A 14,583-nucleotide genomic window follows, 5' to 3' on the forward strand; every position below is an offset into this window, starting at 1 on the left:
CCTCAGAAGGGCACGCCGCTGCTGCGCTGCACCGAATAGACGAAGGTGCGCGCGAAGGGCAGGGTGCGGTTCACGTACTGGTCCACCCAGTTCGCCACCTCCGCGATGCGCGAGCGCGGGACGAAGACGATGTCGCCGCCATAGAGCGGCAGGTCGGCGTCGGCCCGGGCGGCCTGCACGAAGCCCTGCAGGTCCACCGTGCGCAGCATGGGGCGGTTGTCGGGGTCGCGGCGGATCAGCACCACCTGGTTCATGCGCGCCTGGGGGGTGAAGCCGCCGGCCAGCATCACCGCTTCCAGCACGCCGCGCCGGCCCAGCAGCGGATAGACGCCGGCGCGCTGCACCTCGCCGCCCACGATGACCTGGTTCGCCGCCGTCTCGTCGAAGCCGACATTCACCTCGGGGTCGCGCAGGATGCGGCGCGAGGCCTCCGCGATGGCGCGCTCGGCCTCGCCGACCGAAAGCCCCGCCACCCGCACCACCCCCGCCGCGCGCAGCGAGACGGTGCCATCGGGGCCGACCAGCGCCACCTCGTTCATCTCGGGCGTGAGGCGGAAGCGCACGTTCAGCCGGTCCCCGGGCGCGAAGCGGTAGGCGGGGGGCGTGTCCTGCCAGGAGGTGAAGCCCTCCGGGCGCTCCTCGCGGATGAACAGCTCCTGCCCCGTGCAGGCGGGCAGCAGCGGCAGCAGGCAGAGCGCCGCGCGGCGCGCGAGGCGCCCGCTCACGCCTCGCCCCCCGCCCAGAGGAAGCCGAAGAAACGCCCGCCCGCGCCCTGCACCGCCGCGATCAGCGCCCCCGCCTCCTCCCGCCCGGTCATCCCCTCGCGCACCACCAGGATATTGCCGTCCACCAGCAGGGCGAGGCGGCGGCGGGCGTAGTGCTCCACCTCCCCGCCCCCGATGACGATGCCGAGGTCGAAGGCCATCCGCAACCGCTCGGCGAGGTTCATCACGCCGGTCTCCAGCGCGCCGGGCCTGACCAGCGCGGCCTCGCGCGGCTGATAGGTGACCCAGAGCCGCTGAACCCCCGTGGCATGGGCGTAGATGCCCTCGGCCGAGGGGATGGGCGGGCGCGCCGGGTCGCCGAGCTCGGCGAGGTGGCGGCGGCCATCGCCCTCCAGGTCGATCAGCACCACCGAGCGGCCATGTGTGCGCGCCGCCTCCACCGCCAGCGCCCGCGCCAGCCGCTCCCGCCCGTCCTCGCCTATGCCGAGGAACTGCACCAGCGGCGCGCGGTCATGCGCGGCCTGGTCGAGAAGCTGGACGGCGAGGCTCGCCACCGCCGGGGGCGCGCCGGCCCAGGACCCCGCCGGCACGCGGCCGAGGCAGGGCAGCCCCAGCGCCGCCGCGGCCTCCTCCGGATGCAGCCAGACGCGGCGGCGGCGGTGCAGCACGGCCCCTGCCCCGCCCGCTGCCAGCAGCCCAGCGCCGAGGCCGAGCCCGGTCCAGAGCGGCCAGGGATGCTCCCTGCCCGGGCGCAGCGCGGGGGGAAGGGCGAGGCCGACCTGCGCAGCGGCCGGGGCGGCGGCCTCCTCGGCGGCGGCGAGCCGGGCGAGCAGCGCCTCGCGCCGGCGCTCCTCCTCGCGCAGCGGGCGTTCCTCGGCCATCAGGGCGGCGAGCCGCGCCTCCGCCGCGCCGCGCTGGCGCAGCAGCTCCGCCTCCTGCCGGCTCAGCGCCTCGAGCTCGAGCCGCGCGGCGAGGGCGCGCTCGGTCAGGCTGTCGAGGGCGGGGTTGCGCGTCTCGCGCTGCGTCTCGACGGGGCTGCCCAGCGCGGCGCGCAAGGCGGCGCGGGCGGCGGCGATGCGCTGGTCCATCTCGGCCAGCATGGGCGCGCCGGGCTGGTAGTGGGCGCGCATGCGCTCGCGCTCCTGCAGCAGGCGCTGCAGGGCGGCGCGCGGCTCCTCGCTGGCGGGGGCGTTGCTGCGCTCCACGGAGGCGAGGACGCGGCCCGGCACGCCGGCCAGCGCGGCCTCGGCCGCGGCCAGCCGCCCCGCCGCCCCCTCGCGCGCCGCCGTCGCCTCGGCGTGGCGCTCGGCCAGCGCCTGGCGCCGCTCGGCCAGGGCGGCGATCTCGCGCGCGAGGTCGGGCGCGGCGAGACGGGCCAGGGTGGCCTCGCGCCGCGCCTCGATCGCGGCGAGCTCGGCGCGCCAGCGTGGCACATCCCCGCCCTCGGCCAGCCGAGCGCGGGCGAGCAGCCAGGCCCGCGCCACCGCCTCGAGCAGCGCGACGGCCTGGCCGGCCTCGGCCGCGGCGAGGGAGAGGCGGATCAGCGCGCCTTCGGCCAGGATTTCGGCCCGCAGCCCTTCGGCCAGACGGGCGGCGGAAATCCCCGGCGCGGGGTGCGCAGCGAGCGCGGCCTCGGCCACGGCGAGGCTGGTCAGCAGCGCGGCCTCGGCCGCCGCACCCTCGCGCGCGGGGCCGGAGAGGCGCAGCAGCAGCTCCGCCCGGTGCAGCGGGGGCTGGCTGAGGGAGGCGAGCCCCGCGGCCAGGGGCGGCAGCAGCAGGCAGGCGAGCAGCAGCCCCTTGCGCCGCGCGAGGCTGGCCCGCAGGCCGCGCAGCCCCGACCAGCGCCGGGCCGCCCCGGGGGGCGCCGGCGGGAGCAGGGCGGCGGGCGGGGGCGCGATCGCCAAGGGCTCACTCCCGGTTGCGCGCGGGCCGGCCGCGCCCTTCCTGTGTAGCGGAGGCCCCGGGCAGCGGAAACCGCGCCGCGCCCCCAAGATCGGGCTTGTCGCCCCGCCGCGCATGCCCAATCATCGCCCGAGCGCGCAGTCGAGCGCCCGGAGGATGCTGGCGGCAGAAGGCTGCGCCGCCGCTTCCCCGCCCTCCAGGGAAGGCGCATGGAGCCCTCGGTCGGTTCAAGCAGCGAAGCCCGCCCGGCGGCCCCCACCCAGCCCCCCCCGCGCGCCGGCGCCCCCTCGCCCGTTCCCTCCTATCTGCAGATCGCCGCGCTGGCCGACATCCTGGCGCTGGCCGCCGCCGGCTTCTTCTGGCGCCTGACGGAGCCGACGCGGGCGGTGTTCACGCCGCTCGAGGCCTCGCTCATGGCGCTCGCCCTGGTGGCCTTCGGCGCGGTGGCGCTGCGCCAGTTCTCGCCGATCCGCCTTGCCCAGATTCTCCACACGCCCTGGACGACGTCCGAGGCGCTGCTGGTGCCCGCCCTGGTCGGCGGGGCGGCGACGCTGCTCGCCTTCCTCGCCCTGGGCGAGGCCGCGGCCGGGGCGGTGCTGCTCTGGCCGGCGCTCGCGGCGGCGCTGCTGCTGCCCACCCGCATCCTGGTCTCGGCCGTGGCGCGGCAGGGCGTGCAGGCGGGCTGGCTGCGCCGGCGCATCGCCGTGATCGGGGCGGGCGAGGTGTCGGACGGCTTGATCCGCCGCCTCACCGCGCCCGGGAACAAGGAGCGCCCCGACATCATCGGCATCTTCGACGACCGCGACGCCACGCGCCGGCCCGAGGCGGTGGCGGGCGTGGCCGTGGTCGGCACGGTGCGCGACCTCACCGAGCGCGCGGCCGAGGAGCGGATCGACATCATCGTCATCGCGCTGCCCATTCGCCGCGCGCTGGACATCCTGCGCTCCATCCAGCAGGTGCAGTGGCTCTCCTCCGACGTGCTGGTGCTGCTCGGGGGCGAGAACGAGGCCCCGCAGGGCGCGCCGGTCTCGCTGATCGCCGGCCAGCCGGCGCTGCGGCTGGTGCGCCAGCCCATCCCCGCCGGCGGCATGCTGGCGAAGACGGCGATGGACTACGCGCTGGCGGCGGTGGCGGGGCTGCTGCTGCTGCCGGTGCTGGCGCTGGCCGCCCTCGCCATCCGCCTCGACAGCCCCGGGCCCGTGCTGTTCACCCAGACGCGGGTGGGCCGCTTCGGCCGGCCGTTCCGCATCTTCAAGCTGCGCACCCTGACATGGGATCCGACCGATGACGGGCGCGTGGGCGTGAAGGGGACGGACCGGCGCATCACCCGGGTGGGGCGTTTCCTGCGCGCCACCTGCATCGACGAGATGCCCCAGGTGTTCAACGTGCTGCGCGGCGAGATGAGCTTCGTCGGCCCCCGCCCGCATGTGCCGCGCATGGAGGTGCGGGGCGTGCCCATCGAGGAGGCCCTGCCGGGCTATGGCGCGCGCCACCGCCTCAAGCCGGGCATCACGGGCTGGGCGCAGGTGAACGGGCTCTCGGGCACCATCGAGGAGATGGGCATGGCGCGCGAGGTGCTGGCGCATGACCTCGCCTATGTCGCGGAATGGTCGCTCTGGCTCGATCTGCGGATCATCGCCCGCACCGCCGCCATCCTCATGCTGGGGCGGGACGCCTTCGAGGCGCGGCGCCACGAATGGCGCAGCGTGTGATCCGTGTGGGGAAGGAGGGCGGCCGCGCTGGTCGGAGTGAGAGGATTCGAACCTCCGGCCCCTGCGTCCCGAACACAGTGCTCTACCAGGCTGAGCTACACTCCGGCGCGGCGGGCGTCCTGATACCGTCACGAGGCTTGGTCGGCAAGCCAGGGTATGGGATAGGCTGCATGCCGGCAGTTCAAGGGAGATGCCCGGAATGAAGCTTCTTCTCGCGGGGCTTGGCCTCTTCGCCATGATCGGCGCCGCCGCCGCCCAGGCGGACCTCGCCCGCATCGTCACCGAACGGCGCGAGGGGCTGCGCGCCGTGGGCCAGCACATGGAGGCGCTGCAGGCCATCGCCCGCTCGGGCGGGGATCCGCGCCCGGCGGTGGAGCGCATCGAGGCGGTGCAGCGCTTCTTCGTGAATTTCGGCCAGCGCTTCCCTGCCGGCACCCAGCAGGGCGCGCCGGGCATCGAGACGCGCGCCCTGCCCGCCATCTGGACGGATCGCGCGGGCTTCGACCGGGCGGAGGCGGCGCTCGCCCCGCGGCTCGCCGCGCTGCGCGAGGCGGCGGCCGGCGGCAACGCCCAGGCCTTCGGCCAGGCGCTGCAGGCGGCGGGCGCGGCCTGCGGGGATTGCCACCGCCCCTACCGGGCGCGCTGATCCGGGCGGCGCTCAGCCGGCGGGAAAGCCGGCCGCGGCGAGGCGGGCGAGCATCGCCGCCTCCGCCTCGCGCGGCAGAAAGAAGAAAGTGAACACATAGGGGTCCGAGGCGGCGAACACGCTCGGATCCGGGCTCGCCGCCTGCATCGTCGCGGCGTCGAAGGCGGCGAAGGGCTGCAGCCGCCCACCGAGCCAGAACCAGCCCGCATAGCCGAGCGCGGCGAGCTGCGCCGGCACCCGGCGCGTGCTGCCGGGCCGGTGCCGTTCCTCGATCTCCACCGAGAGCACCGGCCGGCAGCGGGCGAGGGTGGCGGCCGCGCCGGCGATCGCCTCCTCCTCCGCCCCCTCCACGTCGAGCTTGATGGCGGTGACGTCCTGAAGCGCCAGCGAATCGAGGGCGATGACGCGCACGCGATGCGCCTGCCGCCCGAGCCCGGCATGGCCCGCATAGTCCTTGGCAAGGGAGGCCCATTGCTCGGCCGGCACGCCCTCCAGCACGGGCAGGGTCAGCACCGCCTCGCCCTCCGCCGCACCCAGCGCCTCCTCGCGCAGCGTCACATGCGGCGGCGGCGCGGCGCCGAAGGAGGCGCGCAGCCGCGCCATCGCCGCGGGCAGCGGCTCGAAGGCGATGACGCGCGAGCCCGGCAGCGCCGCGAAAGGGTGGGTCAGCAGCCCGTCATGCGCGCCGATGTCGAGCAGCGTGCCCGGCCGGTGCAGGGCGCGGTGGAAGTCGAGCTCCTCCATCACAGGCGCAGCACGCCCGAGGCCACGGGCACCACGCCCCCGCCCACCCGGGCGCGGATCGCGCCCGCCCCATCGCGCTCGGCCGAGAGCTGCATCAGGCTGGGCCGGCCCATCTCCACCCCCTGTTCGAGCTCGAGCGAGAGCCGCGCCCCCCCGTGGAGCTGCAGCAGCAGCCCCGCCAGCGCGCAGGCCGCGCTGCCGGTCGCCGGATCCTCCGGGATGCCGTCCATGGGCGAGAACATCCGCGCCCGGCGGCGGCCCACCCCCAACGGCGCGTGCAGCAGCACCCCGGTGGGGCGGCGGAACAGGCGGCGGAAGGCGGCCGGATCGGGCGCGGCCTCGGCGAGCAGCGCGGCGTCCTGCAGCTCGGCCAGCGCGAAATCGAGGCCGCAGCCCGCGAGCAGGGGCCGGTGCGCGCCGAGGTGCAGCGCCCCCTCGGGCAGGCCGCAGCAGGCGGCGATGGCGGCCGGATCGAGCCCCGCCCCCGCGGCGAAGGGCCCGGGCGCCTCGATCTCGGCGGCCACCACCGTCCCGCCCGCGTTGCGCGAGAGCCGGGCGGCCACGATGCCCGCCGGCTGCTCGAGGCGCAGAACCTCCGCCTGGGTGGCCTTGCGGCGCGCGAGGATCACCGCCGCCCCCACATTGGGGTGGCCGGCGAAGGGCAGCTCCTGCACCGGGGTGAAGATGCGGATGCGCGCATCCGCCACGCCCGAGTTCAGCACGAACACCGTCTCGGAGAGGTTGAACTCCCGCGCGATGGCCTGCATCCGCGCGGCGTCCAGGTGATCCGCCCCGTGCACGACGGCGAGCGGGTTGCCGCCGAAGCGGCGGGTGGTGAAGACGTCGGTCGTGTCGAACTCAAGCTCCATCGCGCGCGCCCCCCTCGGCGGCGATGGCGGCGGCGATGGCGGCGTTCATCGCCGCGACCCCCGCGCCCGGCCCCTCGGGATGGTTCCACACCGCGCCCACCACGGCCAGGAAATCCGCCCCCGCGCGCACCAGCGGCGCGCAGTTCTCGGCCGTGATGCCACCGATGGCGACGCAGGGGATCTCCATCAGCCCGCTCCACCATTCCAGGATGTCGGGCGTGGCTCGGTGCTGCGCCTCCTTGGTCGTGGTGGGGAAGAAGGCGCCGAAGGCCACGTAATCGGCCCCCGCCTCGCCCGCCAGCATGGCGAGGTGCCGGCTCGCATGGCAGGTGATGCCGAGGATGCGGCCCTCGAGCAGCCGGCGCGCCGCCGCGTGGTCGCCATCGCCCTGGCCGAGATGCGCGCCATCGCAGCCGAGCCGCGCGGCCAGCGCCGCGTCGTCGTTCAGCAGGAAGGCCACGTCATGGGCCTGGGCGATGGGCATGAGGCGCTCGGCCCAGCGCGCCACCTCGGCCTCGGGCGCGTCCTTGAGGCGGAGCTGCAGGCAGGCCACGTCGCCCGCGCCGAGGGCGGCCTTCAGCCGCTCCTCGAAGCCGGGTTCGAGCCGGGGGGGCGTGATGAGGTAGAGGCGGCAGCGGTCGGGGCTCATGGCCGCAAGCTCAGCGCGGATCGCGGGATTCGGCTATTCGAGCCAGGGGCCGAAGGCCTGGCGCAGCGCCCCGAGCGCGCGGGGATCGAGGGGCGGGCCCTCGCCGCGGCGCGCGGCGAGCAGCCCGGCCAGCCAGGAAAGGCGCGGGCCGGCCATGGCGCTACAGCCCGTCCTTGTGGATGCGCCCGCCCTTGAGGATCAGCTTGAGGTTGCGCGCGGGGTCCATGAGGAAATCAAGGCTACGCGCAGGCTCGCCCTCGGCGATCAGGATGTCGGCCATCGCGCCGGGCGCGATCACCCCGATGGGCCCGGGATAGGGGTTGCGCGCGCCCGAGAGCGCGCAGAGCGCCCCGTTTCGGCCGGTGGCGATGGCGAGCAGCTCCAGCGGGTCGAAGAAGCGGGTGAGCTTGGCGAGCTGCCGGCCGTGGTTGGCCACGCTCTCGGGCGAGAACAGGATGTCCGTGCCCCAGGCCATGTTCACGCGGAAACGCTGCGCGAACTCGAAGGCGCGCAGCGTGCCCTCCGCCACCTCGCGCTGCTTGGCCGCGCTCGCCGGGTCGGATTTCGGGTTCGCGTCCTCGTCGGCGAGGAAGGGCTGGAGGCTCCACCACACCCCCTCGCCCGCCATCATCCGCGCCGTCTCCTCGTCGCAGAGCTGGCCGTGCTCGATGGAGCGCACCCCGGCGCGCAGCGCGCGGCGGATGCCGGCGGGGGTGTAGACATGGGACATGACATAGGTGCCCCAGTCGGCGGCGGCCTCCACCGCCGCGCGCTGCTCGCTCTCGCGGAACTGCAGCGTGTCGATCGGGTCATAGGCGGAGGAGACGCCGCCGCCGCCGGTGATCTTGATCTGGCTCGCGCCCAGCAGGAGCTGCTCGCGCACGCGGCGCAGCACCTCGGCCTCGCCATCGGCGATGGCGCCGATGCCGCCGAGCTCCGCCTGGCTGAGCGGCGCGTTCGCGGCGCGCGGCACCTCCTGGCGCAGGCGGAAATCCCCATGGCCCGAGGTCTGGGAGATCATCGCCCCCGAGGGGTAGATGCGCGGCCCCGGGATCAGGCCGAGATCGATGGCGCGCTTGAGCGCGAAGGCCGGCCCGCCCGCGTCGCGGATCGTGGTGAAGCCGCGCAGCAGGGTGCGCTCGGCCTCGCGCGCCGCGACGATGTGCACGAAGGCGAGTTCGGCCGTCATGGCCGCGAGCTGCGGGATGGCGCAGAGCATGCTGTGCCAGTGCGCGTCGATCAGCCCCGGCATGGCGAGGCGCCCGCCGCAGTCGCGCACCAGGGCGCCCTCCACCGCCTCGCCCGCGCCGGGCAGGGCGATGATGCGCTCGCCCTCGATGAGGATGTTCACCCCCTCGCGCAGGCGGCGCGTCACCCCGTCGAACAGGCGCAGGTTGGCGAGCAGCAGCCGCGGCGCGGAGGCGGCGGGCTGGGCGGAGGCGGGCTGGGCGGAGGCGGGCTGGGCGGAGGCGGGCGCGAAGGCCGCGACCGCCGCCGCCATGCCGCCGCCCAGCAGCATGCGGCGCGTGAGATCCTCGGAGAGGCGGGCGCAGAGCGCATGGGCCTCGGGGCTGGCGCAGCCGCAGGGCGCGGGGGTGGCCGCGCCGTCGCAGACCAGCGCGCCCCGCGCCGGAGTGATCCGCCCTCGCCATGCCATCGCCGCCCGCCTCCGCCGTTGCGCGGAGGTTAGAGCGGATCGGGCGGGGGCGGAATCGGAGACTGATACGGGCGGGCGCTTTCGCACGGGTCGGAGACAGCGGCCGCTGGCATGAGGCGGGCGTCGCAGGCCGCTTCCCGGCCCTGAAAGCTTTGTTAAGGACTCGCCGGCGATACGCGGCGGCGGTTCGCATGCCCACACGGAACGGAAGCGCCCTCATGACCGCAGCCCGCACGCCGTCACCCGCCCTCGCGCCCGGCCGGCGCGCGCTTCTGCTCGGCCTCGGGGCCGGGCTCGCCGCCCCCTGCCTCGCGCGCGGCGCCGCGGCCCAGGGCGGCTGGCGCCCCGCCCGCCCGGTGCGGATCATCGTGCCCTACACGCCGGGCGGCATCACCGACATCGCAGCCCGGCTGCTGGCGGCGAACCTGCAGGAATCCCTCGGCCAGTCCTTCGTCGTGGAGAACCGCGCGGGCGGCGGCACCATCGTGGGCACCGAGGCGGTGGCCCGCGCGCCGGGCGATGGGCACACGCTGCTGCTCACCGGCGCGCCTTTCGCCACCAACGTCACCCTCGCCCCGCGCCTGCCCTATGATCCGGTGCGGGATTTCGCGCCCGTCACGCTCGTCGTCTCCAACCCGCTGGTGCTGGTGGTGCATCCGGGGGTGGAGGCGCGCACGCTGGCCGAGTTCCTGGCGCTCGCGCGCGCCAGGCCCGGCGCGATGCAGCTCGGCTCCGGCGGCAACGGCACCCTGCCGCACATGGCGACCGAACTCCTCTCGCGCGAGGCGCGGGCGGAGATCACCCATGTGCCCTATCGCGGCGGCTCGGCGGCGGTGGCGGATGTGGTGGCGGGCACCATCCCGGGCATGTTCGACAACCCCTCCTCCGCCATCCCGCAGATCCGCGCGGGGCGCTTCCGGGCGCTGGCCGTCTCGGGCGCGGCGCGCAGCCCCGCCCTGCCCGATGTGCCGACCATCGCCGAGGCCGCGAATCTCCCGGGCTTCGAGGTGGTGAACTGGTTCGGCCTCTTCGCGCCCGGCACCACGCCGCCGGAGCTCGTTCAGGCCATCCACGCCGCCTTCGCGGGCGAGCTGCGCAGCGAGCGCGTGCGCGAGCGCTTCGCCGCCGATGGCGTGACGACGGGCGGCAACACGCCGCAGGAGTTCACGGCCTTCGTGCGCGCCGAGACGGTTAAGTGGGGGCAGATCATCCGCGAGCGGAACATCCGCGGGGATTGATGCGGCGGCCGGCTGTACGAGGGTTCGCCGGCTGATCACCCCGTCGCGCGCACCGCCGCGCGCAGCATGTGCTTCTGGATCTTGCCCGTGCTGGTCTTGGGCAGCTCCTGGAACACCACGCGCTTGGGCGCCTTGAACCCGGCCAGCAGCGTGCGGCAATGCGCGATGAGATCCGCCTCCGTCGCGCTCTCGCCGGGCTTCAATTCGACGAAGGCGCAGGGCACCTCGCCCCATTTCTCGTCGGGCTGCGCCACCACCGCCGCCACCGCCACCGCCGGGTGCTTGTAGAGCGCGTCCTCCACCTCGATGGAGGAGATGTTCTCGCCGCCGGAGATGATGATGTCCTTCGAGCGGTCGCGAAGCTGGATGTAGCCGTCGGGGTATTTCACCGCGAGGTCGCCGGAGTGGAACCAGCCGCCGGCGAAGGCCTTCTCCGTCGCCTCCGGATCCTTCAGGTAGCCCTTCATCACGACATTGCCGCGGAACATCACCTCGCCCATCGCCACGCCATCGGCGGGGATGGGCGTCATGGTCGCGGGGTCCATCACCTCGAGCCCCTCGAGCGGCAGGTAGCGCACGCCCTGGCGCGCCATCAGCCTCGCCTGCTCGGGCGCGGGCAGCGAATCCCACTCGGCGTGCCACTCGTTGGTGACGGCCGGGCCATAGACCTCGGTGAGGCCATAGACATGCAGCACCGAGAAGCCCGCATGGCGCATGGCGGCCAGCACCGCCTCGGGCGGCGGCGCGCCGGCGACGACGAAGGTCACGGGGCCGGGCAGGTGGCGCTGCTCCTTCTCCGGCGTCTGCAGCAGCGTGCTCATCACGATGGGCGCGCCGCACATGTGCGTGACGCGCTCGCCCGCGATCAGCGACCACATGGCCGGCCCGCGCACCGCGCGCAGGCACACATGCGTGCCCGCCATGGCGGTGATGGTCCAGGGGAAGCACCAGCCGTTGCAGTGGAACATCGGCAGCGTCCAGAGATAGCGCGGATGCCGCCCCATCCCGGCCGAGATCACATTGCCCGTGGCGAGCAGATACGCCCCCCGGTGGTGATACACCACGCCCTTGGGCTTGCCGGTGGTGCCGCTGGTGTAGTTGAGCGCGATCGCGTCCCATTCCTCCGCCGGCAGGGGCCAGGCGAAGCCCGGGTCGCCCTGCTGGAGGAAGGCCTCGTAGTCCTGCCCGCCCAGCGTTTCGTGGGAGGGCGCCTCGCGGTCGTTCACCTCGATGATGGCGGGCTTCGCGCGGCATTGCGCGAGCGCGGCGCGCACCACCGGCGCCCATTCGCGGTCCAGGATCAGCGCCTGCGCCTCGCCATGGTCGAGGATGTAGGCGATGGTCGCGGCGTCGAGGCGCGTGTTGATGGTGTTCAGCACGCAGCCCGCCATGGGCACGCCGAAATGGCACTCCACCATCTCGGGGATGTTGGGCAGCAGCACCGCCACCGTGTCGCCGCGGCCGAGGCCGAGCTTCGTCAGCGCGTGCGCCAGCCGCACGCAGCGGTCGCGCAGCGCGCGGTAGCCATAGCGGATCGCGCCATAGGCCACCGCCGGGTGGTCGGGAAACACCTGCGCCGTCCGCTCGAGGAAGAGCAGCGGCGTCAGCGGCTGGTGGTTCGCCGGCTGGCGGGGAAGGGCGTCGAAGTCCTGGGCGCTCATGGTCTGTGGTCCGATCGCTGCTGTCGTCTTGCGACAGCAGCGTGAATCGGCCCGCCAACAACGAAGCTGGCGGTGCGCGGCGCGGCTGTCGGGTTTGTGGCGCTGGCTGGATGTCGCACCGTCAGCGGTCCTGCCAGTGGGGGTGGCGCTTCTCGAGGAAGGCGCCGATGCCCTCGGCGGCGTCGGCGGCCATCAGGTTCTCCGTCATCACGCGGCTCGCCTCGTCATAGGCCTCGGCCAGCGGCAGCGCGCACTGGGCGTTGAAGCCGCGCTTGCCCATGCGCACCGCGACCTGGCTGCGGCCGGCGATCTGCGCGGCGAGGGAGAGCGCCTCGGCCCGCGCGTCGGCCGCGATCCGGTTGACGAGGCCGAGCGCCTTCGCCTCCTCGGCCCCCACCCAGCGCCCCGTCAGCAGCATCTCCATCGCCGCCTTGCGCGGCAGGTTGCGCGCGAGCGCCACGGCCGGGGTCGAGCAGAACAGCCCGATGTCGACCCCCGGCGTGCAGAAGCGCGCGGTGGGGGCGGCCACGGCGAGGTCGCAGGAGGCGACGAGCTGGCAGCCGGCCGCGGTGGCGACCCCCTCGACGGCGGCGATCACCGGGACCGGGTGCTCCACCACCTGGCGCATCACCTGGCTGCACAGCGCCATGGTGCGCGCGAAGAAGGCGCGCCCGCCATCCGGCTCGGCCCGCGCGGCGGTGAGCTCGCGCAGGTCATGCCCGGCCGAGAAGGCCGGCCCCTCGGCGGCGAGCACGACGCAGCGCGCGCTCTCGGCCTCCGCCAGCGCGTCGCGCAGCGCCTCCAGCATCGCGAGGGAGAGCGCGTTGCGCTGGGCGGGTCGGTCGAGGACGATCAGCGCCACCCCGTCGTTGCGGCGTTCGCTCCGGATCATGCGTGGGCCCTCCCGAGCACGGCGGCGATCTCCTCGAGGATCGCGGGGTCATCGATGGTGGGCGGGACGCTGTAGGCCTGCCCGTCGGCGATCTTCCGGATGGTCGCGCGCAGGATCTTGCCCGAGCGCGTCTTGGGCAGGCGCGGCACGACCCGCGCGTCCTTGAAGGCGGCGACGGGCCCGATGCGCTCGCGCACCAGGGCGACGAGCTCGCGCGCCACCTCCGCCTCCTCGCGGTTCACGCCGGCCTTGAGCACGACGAGGCCGACGGGCACCTGGCCCTTCAGCGCGTCCGCGGCGCCCACCACCGCGCATTCCGCCACGTCGCGGTGGCTGGCCAGCACCTCCTCCATCGCGCCGGTGGAGAGGCGATGGCCCGCGACGTTGATGATGTCGTCCGTGCGGCCCATCACCCAGACGAAGCCCTCCTCGTCGATCATCCCGGCGTCCGAGGTGTCGTAATGGCCGGGGAAGGTGGAGAGATAGGCCTCGCGGTAGCGCGCATCGGCGTTCCACAGCGTGGGCGCGCAGCCGGGCGGGAGCGGCAGCTTCACCACCAGCGCGCCCTCCCGCCCGCGCGGAAGCTCCTGGCCCGCGGCGTCCAGCACGCGCACCTCGAAGCCGGGCGTGGGCTTGCCGCCCGCGCCGGGGCGCGGCGGGAAGAGGCCGAACTCGCGGAAGCCCGCGGTGATGGGCCAGCCCGTCTCGGTCTGCCACCAGTGATCCACCACGGGCTTGCCGAGCTTCTCCGCCGCCCATTCGGCGGTGGGCGGGTCGCAGCGCTCGCCCGCGAGGTAGAGCGCCTCGAGCTTCGAGAGGTCGTGGCGCGCGAGGTGCCTGCCTTCCGGGTCCTCCTTCTTGATGGCGCGGATGGCGGTGGGCGCGGTGAAGAGCAGCTTCACGCCATGCTCCGCGCACACCCGCCAGAAGGCGCCGGGATCGGGCGTGCCGACAGGCTTGCCCTCGTAGAGGATCGAGGTGCAGCCCGCGAGCAGCGGCGCATAGACGATGTAGGAATGCCCCACCACCCAGCCCACGTCGGAGGCCGCCCAGAACGCTTCGCCCGCCGCCATGCCGTAGATCATGGACATGGAGCGATGCAGCGCCACCGCATGCCCGCCATTGTCGCGCAGGATGCCCTTGGGCTTTCCCGTCGTGCCGCTGGTGTAGAGGATGTAGAGCGGATCGGTGGCCGCCACCTCCACGCAGGGGTGCGGCGCGCCGGCGGCCTCGACCTCGGCGTAGTCCAGGTCGCGGCCGGGGATCATCTCGCAGCGCGCCTGCTCGCGCTGCAGGATCAGGCAGAAATCCGGCTTGTGCGCGGCCATGCCGATGGCCGCATCCAGCAGCGGCTTGTAGGCGACGATGCGCCCGGGCTCGAGCCCGCAGCTCGCGCTGATGATCGCCTTGGGCGTGGCGTCCTCGATGCGCGCGGCGAGCTCGGCGGCCGCGAAGCCGCCGAAGACGACGGAGTGGATCGCCCCCAGCCGCGCGCAGGCCAGCATGGCGATCACCGCCTCGGGCACCATGGGCATGTAGATGATCACGCGCTCGCCCCGGCCGATGCCGCGCGCGGCCAGCGCGCCCGCGAGCCGCGCCACGCGCCCCTGCAGCGCGGCGTAGCTGATGCGCTCCTTCCGGCCCGTCATCGGGCTGTCGTAGATCAGGGCCGCCTGCGCGCCCCGGCCCGCGGCCACATGGCGGTCCAGCGCGTTGTGGCAGGTGTTCAGCCTGCCGTCGGGAAACCAGCGGCCGTAGAGGCCGAGCGAGGGGTCGAAGGCGCGGGAGGGGGGGCAGGCCCAGTCGATCCCCCGGGCGGCCTCGAGCCACCAGCCCTCCGGATCGTTCCGCCAGGCCGCATAGGCCTCCTCGTAGCGGGACATGACGC

At 74.7% G+C, this 14,583-nt stretch carries 13 protein-coding genes and 1 tRNA gene; 3 read left to right on the plus strand and 11 right to left on the minus strand.

Annotated features, from left to right (window positions below; genetic code table 11):
- Positions 1-2: 2 nt before the first annotated feature.
- Positions 3-725, minus strand: coding sequence for a polysaccharide biosynthesis/export family protein (locus tag H596_RS0114285; RefSeq protein WP_051213086.1), 723 nt, complete (start codon positions 723-725; stop codon positions 3-5).
- A complete protein-coding gene (locus H596_RS0114290) occupies positions 722-2,629 on the minus strand; it encodes a hypothetical protein (RefSeq protein ID WP_027285462.1) in 1,908 nt (635 codons plus the stop codon). Before H596_RS0114290 ends, H596_RS0114285 begins: the two co-directional genes overlap by 4 nt.
- Positions 2,630-2,836: 207 nt before the next feature.
- Here H596_RS0114290 and H596_RS21725 point away from each other — a divergent pair, with 207 nt between their 5' ends.
- Positions 2,837-4,339: an exopolysaccharide biosynthesis polyprenyl glycosylphosphotransferase gene (locus tag H596_RS21725; protein ID WP_051213089.1), complete on the plus strand. Its 1,503-nt coding sequence runs from the start codon at positions 2,837-2,839 to the stop codon at positions 4,337-4,339.
- Between the two features lie 28 nt (positions 4,340-4,367).
- On the opposite strand, the gene H596_RS0114300 is transcribed toward H596_RS21725, so the two are convergent.
- A tRNA-Pro gene (locus H596_RS0114300) sits at positions 4,368-4,444 on the minus strand.
- A gap of 94 nt (positions 4,445-4,538) precedes the next feature.
- On the opposite strand from H596_RS0114300, the gene H596_RS23020 reads away from it, so the two are divergent.
- The gene (locus H596_RS23020) at positions 4,539-4,985 is read left to right on the plus strand and encodes a cytochrome c (protein ID WP_051213092.1); all 447 of its coding nucleotides are present in this window, start codon (positions 4,539-4,541) and stop codon (positions 4,983-4,985) included.
- 12 nt (positions 4,986-4,997) lie between these two features.
- On the opposite strand, the gene H596_RS23025 is transcribed toward H596_RS23020, so the two are convergent.
- Genes H596_RS23025 through H596_RS0114335 form a run of 5 tightly spaced genes read right to left on the minus strand, consistent with a single transcriptional unit; the run spans position 4,998 to position 8,904 of the window.
- Positions 4,998-5,729, minus strand: a complete 732-nt coding sequence (locus H596_RS23025; RefSeq protein ID WP_051213094.1) for an FkbM family methyltransferase — start codon at positions 5,727-5,729, stop codon at positions 4,998-5,000.
- On the minus strand, positions 5,729-6,598 hold the full coding sequence (locus tag H596_RS0114320) for a PhzF family phenazine biosynthesis protein (protein ID WP_027285463.1): 870 nt from the start codon (positions 6,596-6,598) through the stop codon (positions 5,729-5,731). Before H596_RS0114320 ends, H596_RS23025 begins: the two co-directional genes overlap by 1 nt.
- Complete coding sequence (gene thiE / locus H596_RS0114325) at positions 6,588-7,247, minus strand: thiamine phosphate synthase (protein ID WP_027285464.1); 660 nt, start codon at positions 7,245-7,247, stop codon at positions 6,588-6,590. The genes H596_RS0114320 and thiE overlap by 11 nt, the downstream gene beginning before the upstream one ends.
- Positions 7,248-7,280: 33 nt before the next feature.
- Complete coding sequence (locus H596_RS24880; RefSeq protein WP_281168386.1) at positions 7,281-7,403, minus strand: hypothetical protein; 123 nt, start codon at positions 7,401-7,403, stop codon at positions 7,281-7,283.
- A 4-nt stretch (positions 7,404-7,407) separates the two neighbouring features.
- Positions 7,408-8,904, minus strand: a complete 1,497-nt coding sequence (locus H596_RS0114335) for a metal-dependent hydrolase family protein (RefSeq protein WP_084602811.1) — start codon at positions 8,902-8,904, stop codon at positions 7,408-7,410.
- Positions 8,905-9,122: 218 nt separating this feature from the next.
- Between H596_RS0114335 and H596_RS0114340 the strand changes: the two genes are divergently transcribed.
- Positions 9,123-10,142 carry a tripartite tricarboxylate transporter substrate binding protein gene (locus H596_RS0114340; protein ID WP_051213097.1) on the plus strand — a complete coding sequence of 340 codons (1,020 nt, stop codon included), beginning with the start codon at positions 9,123-9,125 and terminating at the stop codon, positions 10,140-10,142.
- 35 nt (positions 10,143-10,177) lie between these two features.
- Here the strand turns inward: H596_RS0114340 and H596_RS0114345 are convergent, their stop codons facing one another.
- The 3 genes from H596_RS0114345 to H596_RS0114355 form a co-directional block, all read right to left on the minus strand.
- On the minus strand, positions 10,178-11,803 hold the full coding sequence (locus H596_RS0114345) for an acyl-CoA synthetase (RefSeq protein ID WP_027285467.1): 1,626 nt from the start codon (positions 11,801-11,803) through the stop codon (positions 10,178-10,180).
- Positions 11,804-11,924: 121 nt separating this feature from the next.
- On the minus strand, positions 11,925-12,695 hold the full coding sequence (locus H596_RS0114350) for an enoyl-CoA hydratase (RefSeq protein WP_027285468.1): 771 nt from the start codon (positions 12,693-12,695) through the stop codon (positions 11,925-11,927).
- Entirely contained in the window at positions 12,692-14,578 is a 1,887-nt protein-coding gene (locus H596_RS0114355; RefSeq protein WP_027285469.1) for an AMP-binding protein, read from the minus strand. Before H596_RS0114355 ends, H596_RS0114350 begins: the two co-directional genes overlap by 4 nt.
- Between the last annotated feature and the right edge of the window lie 5 nt (positions 14,579-14,583).

The organism is Rubritepida flocculans DSM 14296, from assembly GCF_000425365.1.
Lineage (GTDB): Bacteria > Pseudomonadota > Alphaproteobacteria > Acetobacterales > Acetobacteraceae > Roseococcus > Roseococcus flocculans.

Coding starts and splice junctions, on each gene's coding strand:
- H596_RS21725 (WP_051213089.1), top strand. CDS start 2,837: ATGGAGCCCTCGGTCGGTTCAAGCAGCGAAGCCCGCCCGGCGGCCCCC.
- H596_RS23020 (WP_051213092.1), top strand. CDS start 4,539: ATGAAGCTTCTTCTCGCGGGGCTTGGCCTCTTCGCCATGATCGGCGCC.
- H596_RS23025 (WP_051213094.1), bottom strand. CDS start 5,729: ATGGAGGAGCTCGACTTCCACCGCGCCCTGCACCGGCCGGGCACGCTG.
- H596_RS0114320 (WP_027285463.1), bottom strand. CDS start 6,598: ATGGAGCTTGAGTTCGACACGACCGACGTCTTCACCACCCGCCGCTTC.
- thiE (WP_027285464.1), bottom strand. CDS start 7,247: ATGAGCCCCGACCGCTGCCGCCTCTACCTCATCACGCCCCCCCGGCTC.
- H596_RS24880 (WP_281168386.1), bottom strand. CDS start 7,403: ATGGCCGGCCCGCGCCTTTCCTGGCTGGCCGGGCTGCTCGCCGCGCGC.
- H596_RS0114335 (WP_084602811.1), bottom strand. CDS start 8,904: ATGGCATGGCGAGGGCGGATCACTCCGGCGCGGGGCGCGCTGGTCTGC.
- H596_RS0114340 (WP_051213097.1), top strand. CDS start 9,123: ATGACCGCAGCCCGCACGCCGTCACCCGCCCTCGCGCCCGGCCGGCGC.
- H596_RS0114345 (WP_027285467.1), bottom strand. CDS start 11,803: ATGAGCGCCCAGGACTTCGACGCCCTTCCCCGCCAGCCGGCGAACCAC.
- H596_RS0114350 (WP_027285468.1), bottom strand. CDS start 12,695: ATGATCCGGAGCGAACGCCGCAACGACGGGGTGGCGCTGATCGTCCTC.
- H596_RS0114355 (WP_027285469.1), bottom strand. CDS start 14,578: ATGTCCCGCTACGAGGAGGCCTATGCGGCCTGGCGGAACGATCCGGAG.